Annotated in this window: 1 protein-coding gene; it reads right to left on the bottom strand. The window is 66.3% G+C overall.

The window, feature by feature from the left end; genetic code table 11:
• A partial coding sequence (locus tag N802_RS20555) for a hypothetical protein (RefSeq protein WP_035919745.1) occupies nt 1-303 on the bottom strand: 303 nt, incomplete at both ends.

Below are 303 nucleotides of genomic sequence, written 5' to 3'. Positions count from 1 at the left end.
CGACTTGTTCGCGGCGTACCGGTTCGTCTCGGCCTGGTAGTAGTAGGTGGCCGAGTCACCGTCGGGAGTGACCACATGGTCAAGGTTCCACCGCCACGGCCGGTCCTGCTTCGACGTCGCGAACGACCCCGCCGCATGGCCGGGCTCCCCGGACTGATTCCCGTACACCGGAACCGTCCACGCCGAGTTCGTAGCCTCACCGGCGCTGGAGGGTTTGCCCTTCCCGAAGAAGTACTGGGTGCCGTCGGTCGTCGTCACCTTCCAGTACTCACCGCCGGCGGCGGTGTGGAACGCACCGGTCAA

It is taken from the genome of Knoellia sinensis KCTC 19936 (assembly GCF_000768705.1).
Taxonomy (GTDB): domain Bacteria; phylum Actinomycetota; class Actinomycetes; order Actinomycetales; family Dermatophilaceae; genus Knoellia; species Knoellia sinensis.
This window is presented reverse-complemented; position numbering and strand designations above follow the sequence as displayed.